The organism is Streptomyces sp. NPDC094034 (assembly GCF_040303865.1).
GTDB lineage: Bacteria > Actinomycetota > Actinomycetes > Streptomycetales > Streptomycetaceae > Streptomyces.
On sequence record NZ_JBEOUD010000012.1, the window covers coordinates 14,417 to 36,225 of the forward strand.

A 21,809-nucleotide genomic window follows, 5' to 3' on the forward strand; every position below is an offset into this window, starting at 1 on the left:
TCGACATCCAGGCACAGCGCGGATCGACAGCGTGTCGACCTGTCGCGCTTCGCCGGACACACGGCCGCGACGATCCAGGATGCCCGCGCGCGTTCATTTATCCGCACTCGGAAAGGGAAGCAGACAATGGCGAAAATTCATTTCAGGACCGCGGGACTGGTCGCGGCGACTGTGGCCGCGATCGGCGGCAGCGTCCTCTCGGCACCGAGTGCCTCGGCATCCAGCCCGGCGGGGGCACCGGCGGCGGCGCAGGCGTCGCCCTCAACGACGGCGTCGTCGCGTGCGGCGGCGGCATTGGGCCCCCTCTTCCTCGTGAACAACAAGAGCGGCAAGTGCCTCACCCCCGAGGGCGGTCGATCCGACAACAACGCCGTCAATGTCATCTTCAACTGTGACACCGACCCGTCACGCACCTGGTACCTGGTGAACAAGGGCAACAACATCTACCAGATCCTGAACCTCAACAGCGGCAAGTGTCTTACTCCCGAGGGCGGTCGTTCCGACAACAACGCCCAGACCGTCATCTACAACTGCGACAACGACCCGTCGCGGCTCTGGTACTTCGTCGACAAGGGCAATTACCGGTACCACCTCGTGAACCACAACAGCGGCAAGTGCCTCAGCCCCGCGGGCGGAGGTGTCCTGAACAACACGCCCACCGTCATCTACAACTGCGACACCGACCCGTCGCGTCTTTGGTATATCGCCGAGGTGTAGGCACGGTCGGAACGGATTCGTCGGCCTGGGCGGGGGCCGCGGTCGCCCAGCGCGTTGCCGCCGGGCCGGGGGACGGGGCGACGGCGACGGCGACGGCGACGGGGGGGGACGGGGACGAGGGGGACGGGGACTCGTCCTCAGTGGCCCGTGCGGTTCCCCGCCCACACGGTGGGGGTCCGGCCCGACCATGGACTTGCCTGTTCGAGTTGTCCGGCGAGGCGGAAGAGTCGGCCTTCGCATCCGTATCCGGCAGCGAACTGCATACCGATGGGGAGCCCGGTCCCGGCGTCGGCCGTCGCAGGCACGGACATGGCGGGCGTACCCGCCACATTGAACGCCACGGTGAACGGCGATCGGTCGAGGACGCGGCCGATCCAGCCGAGGCCGTCCAGCGCCTCCGCGCCCTCGGCGTAGGTGCCCAGGGGCACGGGAAGCTCCGGCACGGTCGGGGTGAGGAGCATGTCGTGAGCGTCGAAGTACCGTGCCAGGCTCCGCGCGACCCGGTTCCTGACCGCGAGCGCGGAGACGAACTGGGCGCCACTGACACGCTGCCCGTAGTGGTAACCGGCGAGGCTCACCGGCTCAAGGGTCGAGGAGTCGACGGGCCTGTCGAAGACGGCGGCCAGCTCGTCGACCGAGGCCGTGAGATTCGCCGTCCACAGACGCGCGTTGGCCAGGACGAACTCCTCCCAGCCGACCCCGAGATCGACCTTGACCTCCGCCACCTGGTGGCCGAGGGATTCGAGCAGACGGACGGTACGAGAGAGAGCGTCGGCCACTGGTGTGGTGGTGCGGCGTCCGCCCCACGCCTGGGTGAGGACACCGATCCGCAACGAACCCGGATGGCGGGTGACTTCCTCCGCGTACGGCCGGGCCGGTTGCTGCGCGAAGTAGGGATCACCCGGTTCCGGGCCGCGGATCTGGTCGAGCAGTACCGCGCTGTCGCGTACGGTGCGGCTGACACTGCCGTGCACCGCCAGGCCGTTGAAGACTTCGTCGGCGTCAGGCCCCATGGAGACCCGGCCACGGGTGGGTTTCAGCCCGAAGAGACCGTTATAGGCGGCGGGGACACGGAGCGAGCCGGCGGCGTCGGTGCCATGCGCGATCGCGACCACCCCGGCGGCGACCGCCGCGCCCGCGCCCCCACTGGATCCGCCCGCGCTCCGCTCCACGTCCCACGGGTTGCGGGTCGCGCCGTACAGCACTGGTTCGGTGGTGATGCTGTAGGCCATCTCCGGACTCGCGGTACGGCCGAACGTCACGAGGCCGGCGCGACGGAAGCGCAGCATCAGGGAGGAGTCGGCGCCGGCGACGTTGCCTGCCGCGAGACGGCTGCCCAGCTCCATTCGCCTCCCGGCCATGGCGACTCCGATGTCCTTGATCAGGAAAGGGACTCCGGCCAGTGGTGCGCTTCCGGGATGGGGCTCGTCGTCGGCCGGCCAGGTCTCCACGATGGCGTTGATCCGCGGATCGACCGCCCGCGCGGCCTCGCGTGCGGCTGCTTCCAGTTCGGCAGGGGTCACCTCGCCTTTGGCCACCAACTCAGCGAGCCCGACCGCGTCGAAGCGTACGTACTCGGCAACTCTCACCGTCACTCCCAGGGGAAACTAGATACCGTTGAGTACCTGACGATACCCAACGGTATCGCATGGAACAGACTGGTACCGTAGGAGTGGTCGTGGGCCCCACGACCGACCGGACGTCACGGAGCAGTCATGGCATCGACCGCCAGAAGGCCGAGCAGGGTGGCGAAACTGCCGCCTCGCGAGCGCATCCTCGACGCGGCGGAAGAGATCTTCCAGAGCGAGGGGATCCAACGAGTGGGCGTCCAGGCGATCGCCGAGCGGGCCGCGACCACCAAGATGGCGATCTACCGGCACTTCGAGACCAAAGACGCGCTGGTCGCGGAATGGCTGCGGATCGTCGCCGCGGACTACCAGGCGGCCTTCGACCGGGTCGAGGCCGAGTACCCCGGCCGTCCCCGCGAGCAGATCCTGGCCATGGCCCGCTTCATCGCCGAGGGACTGCCCGCGATCTCACACCGGGGCTGCCCGTTCATCAACTCCATCGCCGAGCTGCCCGACCGCTCCCATCCCGCACGGCAGGTGATCGAGAGTCACAAGGCGCTCCAGACCCGCAGACTCGTCGGCATGTGCGCCGAGGCCGGGCTGCCGGACCCCGAGCAGGCCGCGGCCGAGATCACCTTCGCACTCGAAGGCGCGCAGGTCAGCACGCAGAACGGAAGCATCGATCAGACGGGGGATCGACTGATGAGGATCGTCGAGGGGATCGTGGATCGGCACCGCTCCCCCCTCGACGTATCCCGGGCGGGCGCCGACTGACCACCAGGCAACCGCCCGGGTGGCCGCCTCGTCGGCGTGGTCGTGTTCGCCGGCGCTGACCAGTTGACACGGCGCAGTGGGTTTCGGGAGCAGGGCGACAGCCTGGTCATCCGTCGCGTCGCGTCCGTGGACGACGTTGCCGTCGAGGCCGGTAGCGGCCGGAGCCGCCGTCTAGGTCCTGTCCGGAGCCGCCGTCTAACACGACTCGTCCAGGTAAGCACGCGTCAGCGCACCGGCGCGCGTGAACCAGTCGGCGAGTACGGCGATCTCGTCGGGCGTGTAGTCCGCGAGGAGCTCCGCGAGGAGCGCGTAGTACGGCCCGTAGACGGCCCGCACACGCTCGGCGGCGGCCGGGACCGCGGTGATGCGGACCCGGCGCCGGTCGGCCGGGTCCGGTCTGCGGGTCACCAGTCCACCGCGCTCCAAGCGGTTGACGATACCGGTCACCGCTCCCGTCGTGACATGCGCGCGCCCGGCCAGATCGCCGGCCGTGACCGGGGAGTCCCCGGCCTCCAGGACGTACGCGAAGCAGACGAGGTCCGTGACGCTCAGCCCCAGGGTCCGGGCGAACTCCTGCTGGCCGACGATTCTCGACGTGACGAGGTCGTCCAGCGCACTGCTCGCGTCCGACGCGGAGGCGGCGGGACGGGGCTTGCCCTCCATTGAATTCCCTTAGAGCACTAAGATAAATTCCTCACTTGCTAAGACATCATAAACCCTGATCCGAGCCGTCCCGCGGCTTGGCGGGCGCGAGGAGGCAGGCACGTGAGCGGACATCAGTACGACGAGGGCCACACCATCGCGGGATGGACCGGTTGCGTCATAGCCACAGCCGGGTCCGCGGTCGCCGGCGTGGGCATCGTCGGTTGGCGCCCGGGGATCTGGGTGGGGTCGGTCATCATGGGGTTGGCGGCTCTGGTCGTATGGGGCCTGCACCTCGCGGGTTGGGGCAAGCCGCCCGGCGTGCGGACCACCGACCAGTGGGGCTTGAGGGTGCGCGACCGCTCCGCACGCCACGGGCACGTGGGCTGCCTCTGGTGCCAACTGGCGGGCCGGCGAGGCGATCCCGTACGCACCGTTGCCGTACCCAAGCCCGCTGTTCCGGCCTCGCGTACGGAATCTCAGGCTGACCAGTTGTCCTGACGCCGGTGTCGACGGGCAGAGGCTGTCCGTACCGGAGATGGGGGCTGTCCGTACCGGAGATCTCGACCGTGCGCGCCGTCATGAAACCGGCCGGGCGTGCTCATCAATGCTCTCCCCGCCCCCGGAGTAGTCGGCCCCCCGGACGGGCAGCACGTGCGGTGCCCGTCCGGTGCGGCCGTTCCACCGCGACTCAGTTGACGCCGTCAAGGACCTCGCGCAGCTTGCGCGCGAAGGCCGCAGGCTGCCCGGCATAGCCGAACTCGCCATCGAGGAAGCCGCCGTGGTGGCTCGGGAACACCGTCGCCGGCCGCCCGAGCAGTTGGGCTGCCGCCACCGAGGTGCGCCCGGTGAACGTGTCCCCCGTCTCCTCGCCCACCGCGATCACGACGCGCGTCGGCGCCGCGGTCAGCGCGTCGGCGTCGGGCCGATAGCCGCTGACCGCCCAGGACCGGTCGGACAGCAGCGGATCCTCACGGGAGCCGTCGTCCTCGGTCGGCATGCCGAACGCGGCGGGATCCGGCGCGGGTTGGGCGAAGTACTCGTCGGTGAACTCGCCCTGCCACGACGTCATCGCGATGAAGGCCGCCATGCCCGCGCCCCAGCCCTTCGCCTCGTACGCGTCACGGACACCGGCCCGGGCGCGCTCGGCGGCCAGGGCGTCGGGGAGCAGCGGAATGAGCGGTGGCTCGTGCGCCACCAGGGTGGTCAGGGCATCGGGGTACGCCGCCACGAGGGCGAGCGCGGTCACCGCACCGCCACTGCTCGCGAACATGTCGACCGGGCCCGCGCCGAGCGCCTCGATGATGGCGCGCACATCGGCGGCCTGGATCGTGGGCTCATGGTCGACCCGGCCGTCCCCGCGGGTGCTGCGACCGAGGCCGCGCGGGTCGTAGGTGACGACGGTGCGCTCGGGGAAGTGCGACGCCAGCGCGGCGAAGCCAGTGGCGTCCATGGGCTGGCCGATCATGACCAGCGGCGGGCGTCCGTCGGTGGTCGGCAGCGGGCCATGGACGTCGTAGGCGAGATCGGCCTCGGGAGTCTTGAGTATGTGCGTTGTCATAACCATGTAGACGCTTTCCCCATCGAAAACTCATCGCCGCCTCCACCCACAACGCTCCACGCCGGTTGTGGAGGCCACGCCTGAGCGCGAGCTGTGTCGCGCGTCATAGCCGCGGCCCGCGTCAGCGAGCTGCCGCGGGCTCATGAACGATCGAGGCCGGCGATCGAGGCCAACCGGGTCCAATGGATCAGGCCCTGGCGATACTCCTGCCCGGCATGGGCTCCGCGAGTGCGGTCCGCCATTCAGGCGCGCCGAAGGCGTCCGCGAAGTACTGCGTCTCGTGCGCCACATGCCCGTCGGCGAATTCCATGATGCTCACTGAATGAGTGGGCACCCCGTCGTAGGTGATGACACACTCGCTCACCCACAGATCCCCGCCGCCGACAATGCGGTGGACGGTGAAGTGCCGATCGGCGGGGTGCCCCCCACGTTGCGCCGAGATCGTCTCGCGGCCCCGGAATCGTTCACCTGACTGGGGGTAGTCGAGAATCGCGTCCACGGCGTAGATGGCGTGCTCGGCTTCGGTATCCCCACGTTCCGACGCCTGCCAGTGTTCCTCGATCGCGGCCCTGGTCCGGTTGTCAGCGTTCATCGTGTTTGTCCCTTCAGCGAGCGGCCGGAGCGGTCTGGAACGTCCACCGCGTATGGGAGTAGCGCCCGTCGTCCCGGCCGAAGCCGTACGCGGTGGCCGGGGCCACCGCGAACACCATCACGTCCCCCTTCCGAAAGGCGTCCCCGATCCCGTGGAAGGTGCCCTCGGGCGACGTGATGTGCGAGCCGTACTTCGCCTCGTACGCCGCGATCACCTCCTCCAGCACCGCCGGATCCACGACCGGCTCCGCCTTGCCCTCGACCACGAGGTCGAGCCCTTCGGTGAGCGAGTTTCCCCCGGTGATCAGCGCGCAGCGCCCGTCATGAGCGAGGTTCCTCGCCTTCTGCTCCCCCGCACCGGTGGAGAAGTACAGCGCCCCGTCGTGCCAGGCGGCGATCACGGGGGTGACATGCGGCCGGCCGTCGGATCTCACCGTGGAGACCCAGAAGATCTCGGCGGCCTCCAGCTGCCGCTGGGCCTCGTCCCACTCGGTGGCCGTGACGTCCGCGGCACCCGGGCGGGGATGGAGCGCGGAGCTGTAGCGGGCGTCGAGCTGAGTCGTGGGCCGCGTCGCGTGTCCCTTTGTCGGCATGGTGGATCTCCTTTCCTTTCCCCCGTAATTTCCTTTCCCCCGTATTCCCTTCCCCGGTAATCCCTTCCCCGGCCGCGTCACGACCTCACCGTCACCTTCTTCGCCCGAACCCATGACACGGTGTCACTGGCGGTGGCGCGGCGCCGGAAGAATACTGGGGCGCGGACTCTCGCTCTTCGATCCCGGAGACCTCGCACATGGACACCAGTCCTCCGCGCATGCCGCCTACGGCCCGCCGGTGAAGCCGGCCCGGGCAGCGGCACACTCAGGGTCCGAGGACACCGAACCGGCGCAGGGACGGCTGCGCAGACTGAACCTCACCACGCTGCTTCCGCCGATCGCCGTCGGCGGGATGGTAGTGGTGGCGATGGACTCGCGGACCTGGTGGGACGTCGCCTTCCTCAGCCTTGGTGTGGCGGCCGCCCTGCTGGCCTTCGTGCGGTGGGCGGTCCGCGGGGGCATCTCCCGCGTCACACTCCCCTGCCTGATCATCACCGCGGCCGTGTGGGCCTTCGGGGCGCTGGCTACCGACAGCAGGTCAGCGTTCTTCGGCGTCAGCGTCGTGGGCCCGCTCGCCGTATCCAGGATGCGGCGCCACCGAGGCGCGGCAGCCGTGGCGCTGACCGTCTTCGTCGCCCTGGTCGGAGCGGCCCGGCCCCTGGTGACTCAGGAGAGTGTCCCCGACATTCTGCTCCCGTACGTCATCGTCCCCGCGGGCTTCACGGCGGTGCTGACCGGATTCATGTTCCCCAACAAGCGCTTCTACGACCTCGTCGAGGAACTGGAGGAGTCACGGGAACGCGAGGCGGAACTGGCCGTCATCCGCGAACGGATGCGGTTCGCCAGCGATCTTCATGACATCCAGGGCCACACCCTTCATATGGTGAAGTTGAAGACCGCCCTGGCCCAGAAGCTGGTGCGCAGCGATAGCGGGCGAGCCGAGGAGGAACTGCGCGAGATCCACGCCCTGGTCGCCGACACCATCACCCAGACCAAGGAGCTCGCCTACGCACAGCGACGACTCAGTCTCCCGGCGGAGCTGGAGAACGCGAGGAACCTCTTCGAAGCCGCAGGCATCCGCGTGCGTGTCGACCGGGATGCCGACGTCGGCGCTCGCGCAGGCGCCGAGGTCGACGCCCGCGCGGGCGAGCTTCTCGGCCAGGTCCTCCGCGAGACCACGACCAACATCCTGCGGCACGCACAGGCCGAACAGGTACGGATCACCCTCTCCGCGACGGGCATCACCATCGTCAACGACGGCGCGCAGGAGACCCCGCTTCCCCAGCTCAGAGGACTCGCCACGCTCAAGGAACGGGTGGCCGACGGCGGAGGCGAACTCACGGTGGAACAGGAACACGGCCGGTTCCTGACAGCCGCGCGACTCTCCCGCCCGCGCCCCGCCGCTCCCCCGAGAACGCGGAAGGACCACCGATGACCACCGTGGTACGGGCCGACGACGAAGCGTGTCGTCGCGCCGGGGGTGTGACATGCGATCGTGGCGCGAAGTCTCCGTTCGGCCGACAGCTCGCGAAGCACATGCTTCACGTCAGGGCGCCCGTTCCTCACACAGGCGGTGGAACCGTGGGAAAGGTCTCCGTCACGGTGTGAGGGAGCGCCCGTTTCGGTCAACTTGTCGGTCCGCACATGGTGTTCGGCTCGCGCCCATGCATATGCTCCTGTCTGGTTCGAACAGGACCGCACATGTCGCCGGCGTCCATCCGACGTCGGCGAGCCACTGAACGGGAGGAGCCTCATGAGCACCAATCTTCTGCTGGAAGACACCACCGACCTCGCCGACCTGGATCTCGACATCCAGATTTCGGAGACCGAAGGCGAGGGCCCCGCGTTCGCGTCCGGTGGCGCCACCTCACCCAGCACGTTCGGATCGCCCTGCAACATCTGTTGCCTTTAGGGCGTGCCCTCGCGCCCGCGTGGGGCGGGGTCGCTGCCCCACCCCACGCGGGTCGTGCCAGTTCTCTGGATCGAGTGATCGAGGGATCGAGGGGATCGACGAGGGAGCCGGAACACGTGCGGGATGACCACTACACGCCGCAGGAGTGCCTGTTCGTACGCATCACGGCGATGCCCCGCACCGGACCGGCAGGTCCTCCCCTCGGCGACTCGGCCGCGCGGATACGCGAAGCCGCCGCCGACCCGCTGCTGCGCGAGGCGTTGCACGTCGCCAGCGGGGCCCTCGCCGACTCGCTCGACCGGCTCGACGCGGGGGCCGATCTCGGGGCCAAGCGGCTGCGCCGTACCGCGCTCTCCCTCTCCCGGTACGCTCTGCGAGCCGAGACCAGGCCCACGCCCTTCGGGCTTTTCGCCGGAGTCTCACCCGCCCGGGTCGCGGACACCACACGGGTGACACTGTCCGGCCCCGGCGAGAAGGCGGTTCGGCCGGACGCCGCCTGGCTGACCCGGCGCGTCGACGAATGGCTCGAACTGCCGGACGTTCGCCGGGGCGTCGACGTGGTGCTGAGCGACCTGTGCCGAACACGGGGCGAACGGCTCGTCGTACCGGGCAACGGGCGCGAGGCCTCCGTCCGTAACACGGCCCTGGTGGCCTGGGTGTGCGAGCGGACGACGCGGCCTGTCCGCTACACCGTGCTCCTGGAGCGGGCCCGCGCCTCGTTCCCCCGGCTCACCCCCGGCCAAGTGGACGGCGCGCTGTCCCAACTCGTACGGCACGGCTTCCTGTTGACCTCCATCACCCCACAGGACCTGAACGAGGCGCTGTACGAACGCATCGCGGCGGCGATCGCCCCCGTGCCGGGAGCGGAGGCCGAACTCGCTTCCATACGCGCGGCGCTGGACGACTACGCCGCGACGAAACCCGGCGAGGGCCGCGCGGCCTGGCGCAGGCTCATGCGGCTGACCGACCCCGAGGGCACCGCTGTCAGGCTGCCCGTCCACGTCGACCTGCGGATGGACGCCGACCTGCGGATCTCGCGGGCGGTGACCGACGAGGCCGCCCGCTACGCCTCCGCCATGTGGGAGATCTCCGCGGACTGGCAGACCCACACCCATATGCGTACCTACTGGGACCGATTCCTGGAGGCGTACGGCACCGGCGGCGTGGTCCCGCTGGGCCAACTCGTCGACCGGCACCGGGGGATCGGCTTCCCGCCCGGCTACGGCGAGCGCCCCGACGGCGAGTCCACGGGACACCAGGAACCGGAGCGGCTGCCCAAGGAACGCCGTCTGCTCACACACGACCTGGTGCAGGAGGCGCTGCTGAGCGGTGACGACGAAGTCCGGCTCACGCCCGGTCTCGTCGACCGGCTGGCCGCCGGCCGGACGGCCGACGCGCACCCGCCCCCGCCCAGGTCGCTGGAGCTCTGCTTCCACCTGCTGGCGGAGAGCGAACAGGCCATCGACCGCGGCGACTTCACGCTCCTGTCCCCGCCGTATCCGGGTTCCTGGGTCGCCGGAGCGACCGTCGGGCGATTCGCCGAACTCGTCGGGATGGAGGACGAACTGGCCTCCCTCCTGGCCGGTCTCGGCGACGCCGATACGGTACCGGCCCAGGTGGTGTACCGACCACACACGGTGCGCGGGCTCAACATGGCCCAGGTCCCGCGCCTGCTGCCGCACCGGATACCGGTGGGTGTGTACGCCGACCGGAACGCGCCCGGCACCCTGGACTGGCGTCAACTCCTCGTCTCGCCCGGGCCTTTCGGACTGCGGCTGACACTGCCGGACGACGGACGTGAGGTCCTGCCCGTCGTGCCGCACATGCTCGCTCTCGACCGGGAGGCGCCGCCGGTCGCCCGGCTGCTGGTGGAACTCGTCTCCGGCAGAGCCAGGACATGGACGGGCTGGAACTGGTGCGGGCTGGAGGGACTGCCCTGTCTCCCCCGTGTGACGTACGGCCGCGTCACGGTCTTCCCTCGGCGCTGGGTGCCCGACCGGCACCTGCGGGACGCGGCGGAGGGCACGTCCGGGTGGGAGGAGGCGGTCGCGGCGTGGCGGGAGCGCTACCGCGTACCCGACGAGGTCAACCTCGCCAGGTGGGACCGTATGTACCGGGTGGATCTCACCGATTCCTGGCGCCGGGAGGTGTTTCGCCAGGAAGTCCGCGGCGGCGGCTCGCTGGCGATCATGGAGGATCTGACGGACGGCGGACGCCAACTGGGCTGGTCCGGCGGACACGGCGCCGAAGTCGTCATTCCGCTCGTCCGGTCCACCGCGTCGGGTCAGCACCAGGAGAACGGGAGGGCCCGCCGACCGCGCCGTCCAGTGCCGGCGCCCCGGCCCACGGACCACACCGTTCAGCATCTGCCGGGTGAGGACTGGCTCTACGCCAAGTTCTACGGGACTCAGGACACGCACGACGAGTTGCTGCACGCCGCCCTCCCCACGCTCGTGCGCGAGGTCGCGGACAATCTGCGCAGCTGGCACTACCTCCGCTACCGCGATCCCGAGCCCCATATCCGCCTCCGCCTGCACGGCGAGGCCGAAGCCCTGCGGACCACGGCCTTGCCCCGGCTCGCCGCGGTGAGCCGGGCCTGGCAGGAGACGGGGTTGATCAAGGGCATGGTCCTCGACACCTACCGGCCCGAGACCGACCGCTATGGCGGGCCCGACGCACTCGCCCACGCGGAGCGGATGTTCTGCGTCGACAGCCAGTCGGCACTGGCCCAGCTCGGCATGCGGGCGCGGGGCGCTCTGGCCCTGCCCGCCCCCGTACTCGCGGCCGTCAACCACGCGCTGCTGCTGGAATCACTCGGCGACTGGGACTGGTCGGCCTGGATCAGCCGCGCTCTGCCCAAGGGGCCCGCCCACGCGGCCTACCGGAAGTACCGGGAGCAGGCCACGTCGCTGATCGTGCCGGGACGTACCGCCCAGAGCGCGGCGCCCGTGCTGGGCGCCCCCGTCACGGCCCTGTGGAGCACCACGCCGGAGACCGGGAAGTACGGTGCGCTGCTGATGTCCGACGAGGGACGGGCGCCCGGTACCGAACAGCACGCCGAAGCCGTGATGGCGCTGCTGCACATGCAGCACAACCGCCTCCTCGGCATCGACAGAACCGGCGAGGACACCGGCTACGCCGTGCTGCGCGGCGTAGCCCGCGACCATCAGGGGCGCCTGGCCCACGCCCGCAACAAGGACAACAACGAGAACAAGGACACGGGCTCGGGCGCGGGCGCGGGCGCGGGCGCGGGCGCGGGCGCGGGCGCGGGCGCGGGCAACGATACCGACAGGAACAGGGAGGTGACCGGGTGACCGCCCCTCGTTACGCGGACGAGGCCCGGGACGTCGCCGCGCAGGTCTTCGACCGGCTCGCCGACCCGGAGGCCACCGCCGCCGACACCCGTATTCCGGGCGACTCCTCGCACATCAGCCTGGACGAACCCCTCTGGCAGGACCTGGCCCTCTCCAGCGGCTATCCGGGAGTGTCCCTGGCGTTCACCGGCCGCGGCACCCCCGGCCCCGCCGACGCCGCCCGAGCGCACGCGTACCTCGTCCGGGCGATGCGAGCCACGGCCGCCACCGCCCATGCCCCCGGCGGCATCTACAACGGCCCGGGCGCCGTCGCCTTCGCCGTGCTCGTGGCCCACCGCGCCACCGGCGGCTACCGCTCCGCTCTCGGCCGGCTCGACGAGCATCAGCGCCGCCTGGTCCGCCGTGCGCTTCCCGAAGTCCGTGACGCCCCGATGCCGACCAACGGCGAGTTCGAGGTGGTCCGCGTCATGAGCGGCGTCGGCCGCTATCTGCTGGCGCGCCGTGAGCAGTGCGAGGAGGAACTGCGACTCGTCCTCACCTATCTGACTCAAATGGCGCACGGCGAGATCAGCCACCGCGGCCATCAGGTCCCCCGCTGGTGGACGTGGGCAGCGCCCAAGCTGGGGCAGGAGGTCGAGATGCCCGACGGGCATCTGAACCTCGGGCTCTCGCACGGTGTGGCGGGGCCGCTCGCCCTGCTCTCGCTGGCCTGGCAGCGGGGTGTGGTCGTCGACGGGCAGCGCGAGGCCATCGAGCGCCTGGTCGACCTCCTCAGGCGCTGGACGTTCGAGAGCGCGGGCGGACCGCTCTGGCCTCCTCATCTGACCCTCGAAAGCTGGGTGGCCGGGCCGGGCATCCCGTCGCCGCGCCAGCGCCCCTCCTGGTGCTACGGCGCCCCGGGGATCTCCCGCTCGCTCCAGCTCGCGGGTCTCGCACTCGACCGAGCCGAGTGGCGCGGACTGGCGCACCGTTCCCTGCTGCCGTTCCTGACCACCGATCCGGACAGCTGGAGCATCGACAATCCCCACGTGTGTCACGGGTGGGCCGGGATGATGCATTTGCTCGCCGTGCTGAACGAGTCCATCGGAGACAAGCGTCTGACCGAGCTCGTCGACGACATGGCGGCCCGTACTCTCGCCCAGTTCCGCCCCGAGTACCGGTTCGGGTTCCGAGCCCCCCTCACCAGCGCCCCGCAGGGCACCGACGCCCCGGCCTTTCTGGAAGGTGCCACCGGCACCGCCCTCGCACTCGACGCGTACGCGGACGGCCGCACCACAACCGACTGGGACATGGCCCTGCTGCTCGCCTAGGGCGCGGGGCCGTTGGGCCGGGCGGGCGGCCGGGCGGGCGAAGAGTTCGTGGGGCCGTCCGCGCTTGCGCCGCTTCGGCGGTGGCTTTCCACCGCTGGCGCGAGACGGACAGGCACCCCCCACACGTCAGTGGTCCGATCCGTCATTACGCGTCGTGGAAGACGAGACCAAGGGTGTGCCGCCGGCCGGAGCGGACAGTGCTCACCCCGTGCCGCATGGGGCCGGCGGACCAGCCGCGTTGGGAGGCGACGGGCCGGTCGCGGGTGGTGAAGATCAGCCCGTGGCCCTGGGGAAGCGTCGTGGACGATCCACGGGACTGGGCTCGCGGGCGCTGCTCGGTCATGATGAACTCGCCACCGCTGTAGTCGATTCCGGGCACGTCAAGGCCGATGACGACCTGGAGGGGGAAAACGGCCTCGCCGAACACATCACGGTGCAGGGCGTTCCAGTCCCCGGCGCCGTACCGCAGCAGGATCTGCGCGGACTTGGTCTGGCCGGCCTGATGACAGTGCCCCAGCCACTCCTCCAGGGTGTCCGGCCAGGGCGCCGGTCGGCCGAGCTTGGCCGCCCAGTCGCGAGCGACAGGCAGCAGGCGTGGATAGAGCGCCTCCCGCAACTCCTTTACGAGGAGAGGCAGTTCATGGGTGAAGTAGCGGTACTGGCCGGAGCCGAAACGATGGCGGGCCATGTCGACGGTGGTACGGAACCGCTCGGCCTCGTCGTACAGAGCGACAATCGCGGCGCACTCGTCAGACGTGAGCAGCCGGTCGGTCAGTGCGCTGCCGTACGCGTTGACCTCATCCGTAAGTGCCTCCCAGTCCGCTGAGTCGACCCGCGTGGCGAGCGTGGGCTCACGGTGGGTGGCGGTCGTGGTGCCGGTCATGGTGGGTGTCCTCCCTGGGGCGGCGGACGTCGGGCGCCGTCGCGCGTACGCGGGAACTGGTTGCGCTGAGCTCTTTCTTCACGGTCCATGCTGTGGGCGGGCGGCATCATCTGCTGGCGGCATTCGGACATCACACTGCGGGGGTGCGTTCGACGTCACACCGCGGGGGTGACGGCGCAGGCCAGGGTCCGGATCGTTCGACTGGGCCACCCAGCCACCCGATGAATTGCGTGTCATGTTCATTGACAGGCCCACATATCTCCGCCACGCTCCGATTCATCCGATGACTTGAGGAGGGGTGGATCCGCATGGCGATCCATGTCCGTATGCGCACCACCGTGTTGATGCTGTGTCTCGCGCTCGCGGCAGTGCTGGTCGCCGCGCTGCCCGCCGGCGCCGAGCCTGCCACCTGGAGAGTCTCGGCCCCGTCCGCTCCTGCCGGGCGCGGTCCCGCTGCCGTCGTCAGGCTCGATCCCTCCGGCGGGAACCTGTCGCTGGAGGTGACCCGTGACGGGCAGATCGTCATCGAGCCCTCGCCCCTCGGCATCGTCACGGAGAGAGCGGACCTTTCCACCGGTCTGCGCCTTCTCGGGCGCAGTGACCGTACGGTCTCCGAGTCGTACCGCACCACCGTCGGCAAGGACCGCACCCGCCATGCCCGGATGACGGAGACGCGCTTCCGCTTCGGCACCGCGGACGGCACCAGGCTCGATCTGCTCGTGCGGGTCTCCGGCGACGGGGTGGCCTACCGCTACGTCCTGCCTGCCGACACCGGCGATGTGGTCGGTGAGGACTCCGGGTTCACCCTGCCCGCGGGCTCGACGGCCTGGCTCGGCAAGTACCGGAAGGACAACGAGAACCTGTTCGCCCAGTACGACGCGGCCGGCGCACCCGCCGGCGAGTACATGGCGCAGGCGCTGTTCAAGGCCGGTGACAGCTACGCGCTGGTCGCGGAGTCCGACCTCACCGGGACCTACTCGGGCGCCCGTCTCACGCACGACGCGGGGTCGGCCACCTACCGTGTCAAGCTCTGGGACGAGCGGGTGCGGGTCGACGGGGCGCTCACCACGCCCTGGCGCACGGTGATCACCGGCGATCTGGCGACCGTCACCGAGTCCACGTTCGTCGACGACATCGCCCCCGCCTCGAAGGTTCGTGACACCTCCTGGATCAAGCCGGCGCCCGCGCTGTGGACCTGGCTCGCGGGCGGTAGGCCGGCTGGGCAGAGCCTGGAGAAACAGAAGGCGTACGTGGATTACGCCGCGCAGCGCGGCTGGCCGTACACCGTGGTCGACGCGGGCTGGTACTTCGACCCGGATCAGTGGGACGTCACCGATCCGGACTGGCAGACCACCAGTTGGCTGCCGGAGCTCGTGCGGTACGGCCGTGAGCACGGCGTCGGCATCCAGGTCTGGATCCACCATCGTGACCTCGATACCCCCGAGGAGCGGGACCAGTGGCTGCCGACGCTGGAGAGGTGGGGCGTCAAAGGCGTGAAGATCGACTTCATGGACTCCGAGGCACAGGAGACGTTCCGCTGGTACGACGCGATCCTGGCCGCGACCGCGGAACACCACCTCCTCGTCAACTTCCACGGCTCGACGATCCCCAAGGGCATCCACCGCACATGGCCGCAGGTCATGACCATGGAGGGGGTCAACGGCGAGGAGAAGAAGACCAATACCCCGGAGCATCTGGCGACGCTCCCCTTCACCCGCAATGTCATCGGCGGGATGGACTACACCCCGGGCGCCTTCCATCGCGCGGAACGTCCCAACGCGGCTTCGGACGCGGGCGAGTCGGGACTCGCCGTGCTCTACGAGTCCGGCATCCAGAACCTCGCGGGCACACCTGAGTCCTACGACGAACGCCCCGAGGCCCGGCGCTTCCTGGAGCAGATCCCGGCGGCCTGGGACGAGACGAGACTGCTGGCGGGTGACCCCGGCGAGAGCGCGGTGCTGGCCCGCCGCGACGGCGAACGCTGGTTCATCGGCGGCATCTTCGCCGGCGCGGCCCGCACCGCCGAGGTGCCGCTGCGCTTCGGCCACGGCACGTGGCTGGTGGAGACGGTCACCGACGGGGCCGGTGGCCTGGTGCGCGAGGGCAGGGTGCTGCGCGGTGACGCGAAGCTCTCCGTGCCGGTGGTCGCGAACGGCGGCTTCGCGGCGCTGGCGTGTCGCTGGTACCCGGGCCGCACCAGCTGCGACCGCCCGCGTCGCTAGTGCTGTGGCCGGCGGATCCCTCGTCCCCACCTTCCCTCAAGAGACAGCTCGGATCCATCACGTCATCCTCATGTGAGCCACCGGGAGGCACCATGGCCACCGCACCCGATCCGTCGAGAAGGGCTCTGCTCGCCACAGGCACCGCGTTGGGCGGCGCATTGGCCGTGGGAGGCGGCACGGCCGTATCGGCCCGAGCCGCCTCCCCCGCGGGGGAATCCGGATCACTCCACCACACACCGACGGAACCACACATATCCCCGGACGCCTGGCGCACCGTCCTCGACGACGCCGACCCGGTATGGCAACGGATGCCGAAGACGTGGTACGAGGGCCCGTTCCTCGGCAACGGCTTCCTCGGCTCCGGCATCTACGCCGAACCGGGCGCGAACGCGATCCGCTTCAATGTCCAGCACTCCGAAGTCCAGGATCACCGGCCGGAGTTCGGTTCGCTCTTCGGCCTCGCCCGGCTGCCGATCGGCTACTTCACACTGGAGCCCGTCGGTACCATCACCGGCCTCGACTGGCGGCTGCGGCTGCGCGACGCCGAGCTGACCGGCACCCTCACCACCACCGCGGGCTCGCTGACACTGCACGCTCTCGTGCACTCCTCGACCGATCTGCTCGCCGTCGAGGTCACACCGAGCGAGGGAGAGCGCGGCTTTCGCTGGGTCTTCCATCCCGCCGTGGCGATCAGCCCGCGCGCCGCCTCCAAACCACTCCCGCCCGGGTACACGGCCAATCCACCTGCCACGATCGAGCGACACGGGGAGGTGACCGCCGCCGTACAGCCGCTGCTCGCGGGCGGCCTGCATGTCACCGCCTGGCAGGAAGTGGTCCGGCACGGCAGGCGCACCCTCTATGTGACGGTCGCGCACTCCCACCCCGCGACCACCGCCCGCGATCGTGCGCTGCGCGCGGTGCGGACGGCTCGGGCAGTGCCGTACGGCGTGCACGCGCTTCCTCATCGCGCCTGGTGGCAGCGCTACTACCGGAAGGGCTTCCTGTCGCTGCCCGACGCCCGGTTGCAGCGTTTCTACTGGCTCCAGCTCTACAAGGTCGCGGCGGCCGCCCGCAAGGACGCGCCGGTGATGGCGACCTCCGGGCCGTGGCTGGAGCCGACGCCCTGGCCCAACACCTGGTGGAACCTCAACGTCCAGCTTGAGTACTGGCTGATCCACGGCTCGAACCATCTCGAACTCGACGCCGTCACCCGCGCGTTGAGTGAGTTCCGGGATCAGTTGCGCAAGGAGGTCGCCCCTGCCTATCGCGGGGACTCGTACGGCATTCCGCGCACCACCGACCCCCAACTCGTCAACGGCGGTGCCACCTCGGGAGATCTGGGCTACGGCGTCGGCATTCCCGGCCAGGACCCGCCCACCCCCGAGGTCGGCAATCTCACCTGGGCACTGCACAACGTCTGGCTCAGCTACCGGCACACCATGGACGAGGCGATCCTGCGCGATGTCCTCTTCCCACTGCTGCGCAGGGCCGTCAACTACTATCTGCACTTCCTGTCCCCCGGCGCCGACGGCAAGCTGCATCTCCCGGCGACCTTCTCCCCCGAGTACGGGGTCAACGCGCCCGACTGCAACTACGATCTGATGCTGCTGCGCTGGGGCTGTCGTACCCTTCTCGACTCGGCCGAACTGCTGGGCGAGCGGGACCCGTTGGCGGACCGCTGGCGCGAGGTGCTGGCCAGGCTCACGCCGTACCCGGTGGACGGCGACGGTTACATGATCGGGGCCGGGGTCCCGTTCGCCAAGTCACACCGCCACTACTCGCACATGCTCGCCGTCTATCCGCTGTACGAGGTCACGGGCCGGACCGCCGACGAGCGGGCGCTGATCGAGAACTCGCTCGCCCACTGGGTCGGCTTCGAAGGAGCCCTCCAGGGCTACACCTTCACCGGCGCGGCCTCCATGTCGGCGCTTCTCGGCAAGGGCGACGACGCGCTCGGCTATCTCGGCCAACTGATGACACGCTTCATCCAGCCCAACACCATGTACAAGGAGTCGGGCCCGGTCATCGAGACCCCGCTGTCCGCCGCCCAGTCGCTGCACGACATGGTGTGCCAGTCCTGGGGCGGCACGATCAGGGTGTTCCCGGCGCTCCCCGCCGTCTGGCGTGATCTGGCCGTGCACGACTTCCGTACTCAAGGTGCCTTCCTGCTCAGCGCGGTACGGGAGAAGGGCACGACCCGCTGGGTACGGCTCAGCAGCGAGGCGGGCGCCAGGTGCGTCGTGCGCCACGGCATCGCGGGAGCCATCGAGGTCCGGGACAGCCGGGGACGGCGCACAGGGTACGAGCAGACCGGCGAAGGCGAGATCCGCATCCCCCTCCGCAAGGGTGAATCGGCGCTCATCACCGCGGCGGGCGATGCCCCGGACCTCACCGTCCGCCCCGTCACACCCAACGAACCGGCCCCCCGATGGGGGCTGCCCAGCTGACCCGTCTCGTCGCAGCCGAGGAATCCCGGCCGGCCGCCTTTGTCTCCCCGACATGGGCGGTCGGCCGCCCGTTTTCGGTTCGGGAATCGTCGGCGGACAGTGCCGGACAGGTCCGGGCCGCTCTGTCGATCCGTAAATGCCTTGATGTGATTGACCCCCAAGGCGGATACGAAGAGTAACCAGCCGTGCTTACCAGGCAGAAGACACTCAACCGCCGCCGTACCCCTCCTCCAGGTCGAGGCGTTGTGCCACCCGTGACCCTCGTACGGACGTGCGTCGATACCTACTTCCAGTGGGCACAGAGGGTAGTTGCGCGTGTCACATCGACAACCTCCCTACTCTCTCGGTAGATCGCCCCGCTCAAGTAATTCCCGGACCAAGGGGATCCGTTCGGAACCCCTGAGGGGAAGAACGTATGCGCAGTTCGCGAGATACTGTCGGACCGTCAATCGGAGCCCGGCTCGACCGACTCCCGGTGACAGCACACCACAAGCGCTTCGTCAATGTGATGGCGCTCGGCAACTTCTTCGAAATCTACGAACTCTTCCTGACGAGTGTCCTGTTGAGCACGCTCAAGAACACCTTCTCCCTCAACGGCCCCACTCTGTCGGTGTTCCTCGCCTCGACTGTCGTCGGAAGCTTCGTCGGCGCGGTCGTGGTGGGACGGGTGGCGGACCGGATCGGGCGACGCGGCGCCTACATGATCACGCTCAGCCTGTACTCGGCGGGGACGATCGCCTGCGCCTGCGCGCCGGACATCTGGACCCTGATCGCCTGCCGTTTCGTCATCGGCGTCGGACTCGGTGGCGAACTTCCGGTGACGGACTCCTATCTGGCCGACATTCTGCCGCCGGCCCGACGCGGCTATTACGCGGCGAGGGCATACACCTGCGCCCATGTCGCCGTACCCGTTGTCGGGTTGCTGGGCCTGCTGCTCGTCGACAAGGCCCCGTTCGGTGTCGCGGGCTGGCGGTGGATGTTCGCGATCGGGTCCCTCGGCGCGCTGCTGACCTTCTTCGTCCGCAGAGGTCTGCCCGAGTCACCACGGTGGCTGGAGACGGTCGGCCGGACGGCGGAAGCGGACAGGGTGACCGCCGTCTTCGAGAAGGCCGCGGAGGCGGAGGGGTGGAGGCCGCCGCCCATGCCCACGAAGGAAGAGGCCATGCCTCCGGCCGTGGAGAAGAGCCTGCCCGTCCGGGCGCTCTTCCGGGCTCCCCTGGCCCGCCGTACAGCCCTGATGGCCCTGCTGTGGGCTCTCGGGCCGATCGGATACTACGGCTTCCACAACCTCGCCACGCTCGCACTGGAGGCGAAGGGCTTCGATCTCGGCAGCTCGCTGACGTTCATGACGCTGTCGCTCCTCGGATCGCCGCTCGGCTCGTATCTGTCCATGCACATCGTGGACAGGGCCGAGCGGAAGTGGATCCTGTGCGTGGCGCTGACGGCCATGGCGGTGATCGGACTCGCTTACGGATACGCCCAGTCACCGGTGATGATCACGGTTCTCGGCTTCTGTTTCACCGTGGTGACCAACATCAAGACCAATGCCACCCATATCTACCAGTTGGAACAGTTCCCGACGAGCCTGCGCACCACGGCCAACGGCTGGCTGTTCTCGCTGAACCGGCTGTCCAGCGCGGCAGCGCCGTTCTATATGATCCCCCTCTTCTACGGCGCCGGAGTGGGTGCCGTGTTCATCGTGGGGGCGGCGGCGATACTGCTGGCCGCGATCGCCGTCGCGTTCGGCGTGCGGACCAGAGGGCTGTCGCTGGAGGACATCAGTACGGCGTCCAGGCCCGAGGATTCACCGACGCCCCTCATCCCTTCCCCGTCCACTCGCGCCACGACCAGGAAGCCGTAGGTCTCCCCGACACGTCCGGTCACCCGCCGGGCAAGGCGCTGTCGACCATCCGGATCGAGCCGGCGTTTCGTCGTCGGCGGTCATCTCGCCGCGGATCGGGGCGTGTTGGCGGCGGGTGGGGGGAGGTGCGCCGGGGGCGCGCGCCGAAGGCCGGATGGCCCGGTGCGCCCCCGTGCGCTGACCAGGCGATATTGCTACGGGTAGTTGATCCACAGCATGCTGTTACAAGCATCTCTGCTGTGCGGGGTGCCAATGAATGCCCTCTTGGCAACCCACGAACGTGAACGATGGGGTGAAATGTCCGGTTCTACGATATCTGGCGCGGGCCGGTCCCAGTCGGGGCGGGGCGCGCGCGACACCGCGCGTGCGCTGCTGGCCCGGGCCGCTCATCCCATATTGCTGATCTCGATTGTGGTCGTCTTCTCCCTGACCGTGCGGTACGGCTGGGACCCGAGCCGGGTCACCTTTGTCTTTCAGCTCACGATGCTCTGCTACCTCGCGGGGCTGGAGCGGCTGATCCCGTACCAGCGCAGCTGGCACCCCAGTCGGCGTGAGTGGCGCTGGTACGCCGTGTACTACGTCCTCACGGCGGTGGGCGGCGGACTGGCGCAGGCATTGGTCGTGGCCGCCGTGGGCGTCGTGGCCACCGCGGACCCCGTGCTTCCGCTCTGGGGAGAGATACCCCTCGCCCTGCTGCTGGGTTCGCTGGCCAGCTATGCCGTACACCGGCTCGGACACACCAATCCGTGGCTCTGGCGGCTGCACGGCGTGCATCATGTGCCCGACAAGGTCAACGTCGCCAACAACGGCGTCAATCACGTCATGGACGTGCTGATCTCCCAGGGCTTCACCCAACTGGCACTGGCACTAGTCGGGTTCTCGGAGACGGCCGTCTTCGGAGTGGGCCTGTTCGTCGTCGCCCAGGGGTATTTCGTCCACGCGAATGTCGCCGTACGGCTCGGCCCGCTCAACCACCTCTTCGTGGGACCCGAGTTGCACCGGCTGCACCACAGCACCGATCTGGCCGAGGCCGGACATTACGGCTCCGACCTCTCCATCTGGGACCGGGTATTCGGCAGCTTCACCTGGCGGCCCGGTCGCGAACCGGCCGCGGTCGGCCTCGTGAACCCGGACTCGTTCCCCGGGACCGGCTCGATCGTCGCCACCCTGGTGCATCCCTGGCGACGGTCCGCGAAGACCGGTGAAACCGCCGGCTGACCTCCCGGCCCCCCGCTATCGCGAACATCCACGCATCGGCATCGCGCGTACCGCACCCGGACTCCGCTCCCGCTTCGGCGCACAGTCGCCCCCGCTTCGGCGCACAGTCGCCCCCGCTTCGGCGCACAGCCGCCTCCGCTTCGGCGCACAGTCCAGGGTGCCCGCGCCTGCCCTTCGCGCACGTTGCGTGTTGACG

17 protein-coding genes are annotated in these 21,809 nt (G+C 69.5%); 11 read left to right on the forward strand and 6 right to left on the reverse strand.

Going from position 1 to position 21,809, the window contains the following annotated elements; genetic code table 11:
• Nucleotides 1-126 precede the first annotated feature (126 nt).
• Entirely contained in the window at nucleotides 127-717 is a 591-nt protein-coding gene (locus ABTZ59_RS13590; RefSeq protein WP_351395566.1) for an RICIN domain-containing protein, read from the forward strand.
• Between the two features lie 137 nt (nucleotides 718-854).
• Here ABTZ59_RS13590 and ABTZ59_RS13595 read toward each other — a convergent pair whose 3' ends face one another.
• A complete protein-coding gene (locus ABTZ59_RS13595; protein ID WP_351395569.1) occupies nucleotides 855-2,306 on the reverse strand; it encodes an amidase in 1,452 nt (483 codons plus the stop codon).
• Between the two features lie 126 nt (nucleotides 2,307-2,432).
• Here ABTZ59_RS13595 and ABTZ59_RS13600 point away from each other — a divergent pair, with 126 nt between their 5' ends.
• Nucleotides 2,433-3,059, forward strand: coding sequence for a TetR/AcrR family transcriptional regulator (locus tag ABTZ59_RS13600; RefSeq protein WP_351395573.1), 627 nt, complete (start codon nucleotides 2,433-2,435; stop codon nucleotides 3,057-3,059).
• Between the two features lie 195 nt (nucleotides 3,060-3,254).
• Here the strand turns inward: ABTZ59_RS13600 and ABTZ59_RS13605 are convergent, their stop codons facing one another.
• Nucleotides 3,255-3,722 carry a MarR family winged helix-turn-helix transcriptional regulator gene (locus ABTZ59_RS13605; RefSeq protein WP_351395576.1) on the reverse strand — a complete coding sequence of 156 codons (468 nt, stop codon included), beginning with the start codon at nucleotides 3,720-3,722 and terminating at the stop codon, nucleotides 3,255-3,257.
• 102 nt (nucleotides 3,723-3,824) lie between these two features.
• Here ABTZ59_RS13605 and ABTZ59_RS13610 point away from each other — a divergent pair, with 102 nt between their 5' ends.
• Complete coding sequence (locus ABTZ59_RS13610; RefSeq protein ID WP_351395579.1) at nucleotides 3,825-4,202, forward strand: HGxxPAAW family protein; 378 nt, start codon at nucleotides 3,825-3,827, stop codon at nucleotides 4,200-4,202.
• Between the two features lie 190 nt (nucleotides 4,203-4,392).
• Here the strand turns inward: ABTZ59_RS13610 and ABTZ59_RS13615 are convergent, their stop codons facing one another.
• From ABTZ59_RS13615 to ABTZ59_RS13625, 3 genes are all read right to left on the reverse strand, one after another.
• Entirely contained in the window at nucleotides 4,393-5,262 is an 870-nt protein-coding gene (locus ABTZ59_RS13615) for an alpha/beta fold hydrolase (RefSeq protein WP_351395895.1), read from the reverse strand.
• A gap of 187 nt (nucleotides 5,263-5,449) precedes the next feature.
• Entirely contained in the window at nucleotides 5,450-5,854 is a 405-nt protein-coding gene (locus ABTZ59_RS13620) for a nuclear transport factor 2 family protein (protein WP_351395582.1), read from the reverse strand.
• 13 nt (nucleotides 5,855-5,867) lie between these two features.
• Complete coding sequence (locus ABTZ59_RS13625) at nucleotides 5,868-6,446, reverse strand: pyridoxamine 5'-phosphate oxidase family protein (protein WP_351395585.1); 579 nt, start codon at nucleotides 6,444-6,446, stop codon at nucleotides 5,868-5,870.
• 112 nt (nucleotides 6,447-6,558) lie between these two features.
• On the opposite strand from ABTZ59_RS13625, the gene ABTZ59_RS13630 reads away from it, so the two are divergent.
• The 4 genes from ABTZ59_RS13630 (at nucleotide 6,559) to ABTZ59_RS13645 (ending at nucleotide 12,982) form a co-directional block, all read left to right on the forward strand.
• Complete coding sequence (locus ABTZ59_RS13630; RefSeq protein ID WP_351395588.1) at nucleotides 6,559-7,881, forward strand: sensor histidine kinase; 1,323 nt, start codon at nucleotides 6,559-6,561, stop codon at nucleotides 7,879-7,881.
• A 318-nt stretch (nucleotides 7,882-8,199) separates the two neighbouring features.
• On the forward strand, nucleotides 8,200-8,358 hold the full coding sequence (locus ABTZ59_RS13635) for a class II lantibiotic LanA (RefSeq protein WP_351395591.1): 159 nt from the start codon (nucleotides 8,200-8,202) through the stop codon (nucleotides 8,356-8,358).
• 116 nt (nucleotides 8,359-8,474) lie between these two features.
• On the forward strand, nucleotides 8,475-11,672 hold the full coding sequence (locus ABTZ59_RS13640) for a lantibiotic dehydratase (protein WP_351395594.1): 3,198 nt from the start codon (nucleotides 8,475-8,477) through the stop codon (nucleotides 11,670-11,672).
• Nucleotides 11,669-12,982, forward strand: coding sequence for a lanthionine synthetase C family protein (locus ABTZ59_RS13645; protein ID WP_351395597.1), 1,314 nt, complete (start codon nucleotides 11,669-11,671; stop codon nucleotides 12,980-12,982). Before ABTZ59_RS13640 ends, ABTZ59_RS13645 begins: the two co-directional genes overlap by 4 nt.
• A gap of 145 nt (nucleotides 12,983-13,127) precedes the next feature.
• Here ABTZ59_RS13645 and ABTZ59_RS13650 read toward each other — a convergent pair whose 3' ends face one another.
• Nucleotides 13,128-13,865, reverse strand: a complete 738-nt coding sequence (locus ABTZ59_RS13650) for a 2OG-Fe(II) oxygenase (RefSeq protein ID WP_351395600.1) — start codon at nucleotides 13,863-13,865, stop codon at nucleotides 13,128-13,130.
• A 308-nt stretch (nucleotides 13,866-14,173) separates the two neighbouring features.
• Between ABTZ59_RS13650 and ABTZ59_RS13655 the strand changes: the two genes are divergently transcribed.
• From ABTZ59_RS13655 to ABTZ59_RS13670, 4 genes are all read left to right on the forward strand, one after another.
• A complete protein-coding gene (locus ABTZ59_RS13655) occupies nucleotides 14,174-16,087 on the forward strand; it encodes a glycoside hydrolase family 97 protein (protein ID WP_351395603.1) in 1,914 nt (637 codons plus the stop codon).
• Between the two features lie 92 nt (nucleotides 16,088-16,179).
• The gene (locus ABTZ59_RS13660) at nucleotides 16,180-18,534 is read left to right on the forward strand and encodes a glycosyl hydrolase family 95 catalytic domain-containing protein (RefSeq protein ID WP_351395607.1); all 2,355 of its coding nucleotides are present in this window, start codon (nucleotides 16,180-16,182) and stop codon (nucleotides 18,532-18,534) included.
• Nucleotides 18,535-19,009: 475 nt separating this feature from the next.
• Nucleotides 19,010-20,395: an MFS transporter gene (locus tag ABTZ59_RS13665; protein ID WP_351395610.1), complete on the forward strand. Its 1,386-nt coding sequence runs from the start codon at nucleotides 19,010-19,012 to the stop codon at nucleotides 20,393-20,395.
• Nucleotides 20,396-20,692: 297 nt separating this feature from the next.
• The gene (locus ABTZ59_RS13670) at nucleotides 20,693-21,613 is read left to right on the forward strand and encodes a sterol desaturase family protein (RefSeq protein WP_351395613.1); all 921 of its coding nucleotides are present in this window, start codon (nucleotides 20,693-20,695) and stop codon (nucleotides 21,611-21,613) included.
• Nucleotides 21,614-21,809 lie beyond the last annotated feature (196 nt).

Coding starts and splice junctions, on each gene's coding strand:
- ABTZ59_RS13620 (WP_351395582.1), bottom strand. CDS start 5,854: ATGAACGCTGACAACCGGACCAGGGCCGCGATCGAGGAACACTGGCAG.
- ABTZ59_RS13605 (WP_351395576.1), bottom strand. CDS start 3,722: ATGGAGGGCAAGCCCCGTCCCGCCGCCTCCGCGTCGGACGCGAGCAGT.
- ABTZ59_RS13600 (WP_351395573.1), top strand. CDS start 2,433: ATGGCATCGACCGCCAGAAGGCCGAGCAGGGTGGCGAAACTGCCGCCT.
- ABTZ59_RS13615 (WP_351395895.1), bottom strand. CDS start 5,262: ATGACAACGCACATACTCAAGACTCCCGAGGCCGATCTCGCCTACGAC.
- ABTZ59_RS13660 (WP_351395607.1), top strand. CDS start 16,180: ATGGCCACCGCACCCGATCCGTCGAGAAGGGCTCTGCTCGCCACAGGC.
- ABTZ59_RS13670 (WP_351395613.1), top strand. CDS start 20,693: ATGTCCGGTTCTACGATATCTGGCGCGGGCCGGTCCCAGTCGGGGCGG.
- ABTZ59_RS13635 (WP_351395591.1), top strand. CDS start 8,200: ATGAGCACCAATCTTCTGCTGGAAGACACCACCGACCTCGCCGACCTG.
- ABTZ59_RS13630 (WP_351395588.1), top strand. CDS start 6,559: ATGACACGGTGTCACTGGCGGTGGCGCGGCGCCGGAAGAATACTGGGG.
- ABTZ59_RS13650 (WP_351395600.1), bottom strand. CDS start 13,865: ATGACCGGCACCACGACCGCCACCCACCGTGAGCCCACGCTCGCCACG.
- ABTZ59_RS13625 (WP_351395585.1), bottom strand. CDS start 6,446: ATGCCGACAAAGGGACACGCGACGCGGCCCACGACTCAGCTCGACGCC.
- ABTZ59_RS13590 (WP_351395566.1), top strand. CDS start 127: ATGGCGAAAATTCATTTCAGGACCGCGGGACTGGTCGCGGCGACTGTG.
- ABTZ59_RS13655 (WP_351395603.1), top strand. CDS start 14,174: ATGGCGATCCATGTCCGTATGCGCACCACCGTGTTGATGCTGTGTCTC.